The sequence below is a fragment of the Parabacteroides sp. CAG:2 genome, from assembly GCF_000436315.1.
GTDB lineage: Bacteria > Bacteroidota > Bacteroidia > Bacteroidales > Tannerellaceae > Parabacteroides > Parabacteroides distasonis.
In genome coordinates, this window is record NZ_FR885324.1 from 1 (window position 1) to 1765 (window position 1765).

At 33.0% G+C, this 1765-nt stretch carries 2 protein-coding genes; both read left to right on the forward strand.

Features of this window, described 5'->3' with window-relative positions; translation table 11 throughout:
* Nucleotides 1-27: 27 nt before the first annotated feature.
* On the forward strand, nt 28-210 hold the full coding sequence (locus tag QVP94_RS15730; protein WP_022192958.1) for a hypothetical protein: 183 nt from the start codon (nt 28-30) through the stop codon (nt 208-210).
* Nucleotides 211-717: 507 nt separating this feature from the next.
* Nucleotides 718-1560 carry a helix-turn-helix transcriptional regulator gene (locus QVP94_RS15735; RefSeq protein ID WP_022192960.1) on the forward strand — a complete coding sequence of 281 codons (843 nt, stop codon included), beginning with the start codon at nt 718-720 and terminating at the stop codon, nt 1558-1560.
* Nucleotides 1561-1765: the final 205 nt, after the last annotated feature.

Below are 1765 nucleotides of genomic sequence, written 5' to 3' on the forward strand. Positions count from 1 at the left end.
ATGAAACTAACCTAAAACAATTCAATTATGGAGTATTACACCTTTGAACAATTAAAGGAAATGGCTTTTAGTGATGGAATTACTGGTAATAAGGTAGCTGTCGGTATATGGGCTAAAATGAACGGCTTTCTAAAGAAAAAGAAGCAGATAAACAAGCGTAGAATTACATTCTACTTTAAACTGGATAATTGGCAGTCTCGTAATTTATGACTACCGGAGCCTCTCTATAAAGCCGTATCAAGAACTGCATATAATACTTGTTCCGGCATACATATAGCCAGCCAGATAACACAAGGAAGTAAATTACAGATGTTTTTTAAAGATAGTCTTAGTGAAGTGGTACTAAGGAAAAATGAACCGTAGTCTATGGGAAATTTGACACCAAGTATAGGGGAAAAATGATACTCTATACATTACTACAATACTAACATTACAACATAGATAATTCAGTGCTTCGCACTTCATTATCAGATTTTGAGCTTGCGTAGATAAGTAACTAATGATAAAAACGTAACATTATGATGATATACAACAACAGACTGTTCAATACCAGAAAGGAATTGAAGCGGTATCTAGGCGGAACACGTAAATACAACAAGGCTCTGAAAAGCGGAGAGATTTATAATATATATCAAGAAGAATCAAATAACCAACCGTTTGCGCACAATGGAACAACAATATACGACACTGACAAAAGACATTAATAATATAGATAATATGGATGCCATAGTATATGCCTATATAAAATCAAGGATGAACTATAAAACTTCCATTGCGGATAATATTACGGAAAAGGAGATTTCCGAAAAACTAGGCATATCATTAAGCACTGTAAAAAGAAGCGTTGCAAGGCTAAAGAAGAATAAGAATCTTGTTGATAAAGTAATAAGTAACAATGTGATAGCAGAGGGAAGCTACAAGACGTACAACAAATATCATGTGGCAAAATGTAATGAGAACTTCTTCTATATTTATAACAGTTTCTTTAATGATGATATGAACATAGCAAAAGCCAGTGAGAGAATCAACGTAAAGAACTTCTTGCTTAAAATAAAGGCAATATGTAAAAAGGAAACGAACAAGTATATAAGTGAAAGTCCGTATCTGGATGGGCTTAACAAAACGGAACTTTCTAAAAAACTGGGCATTGATACAAAGACATTAAATAAATATCTGGAAATGGCAGTCAATGCAGGACAGATAAAATATATAACTAATGGTTTGCTGATACTGAACAAGTCCATTATTCCAGATTTTAAGAAAGATGATACAGATACAAGAATCTATCATATTATTTATGACTGGTGCATTGATAACGGTGTTGTTCCACCAGACAGAAACGATGAAATAACAGTAATGGAAGATGGCAGTGTCAGAAGAAGAAACAGATTGCTTCTTGAAATAGCAGGAAAGCTAGATTATATGAAAGATGAAGAAATTAGGAGTTTGCTAACTAATAGAATAACTTCCGAAGAAATAACTTTGGAGTATATAGCTAAAGTGCTGAATATAAATAACAAGAAGAAAGAAGATATACAGTATTCCGTCATGCTTGACTAAACTAGCTAATCACCTATATTCAGTTTAGCTAAAAGTCAAGAGAGCAAATATATAAGGTACTTCATATAAGAATCCCCCTCCCCATTCAATCAGTAACCTTAAATATATAAGAGTGTCTGCCTTTACGGACTACGTGCCCCTTAGTCCCCCTCTGTATATTGATATAAAAAAGAATTATTAATCATTTAAACTTTTATCAATATGA

Excerpts from the sequence above, each read along its gene's own strand:
- QVP94_RS15730 (WP_022192958.1), top strand. The coding sequence starts at position 28 with ATGGAGTATTACACCTTTGAACAATTAAAGGAAATGGCTTTTAGTGAT.
- QVP94_RS15735 (WP_022192960.1), top strand. The coding sequence starts at position 718 with ATGGATGCCATAGTATATGCCTATATAAAATCAAGGATGAACTATAAA.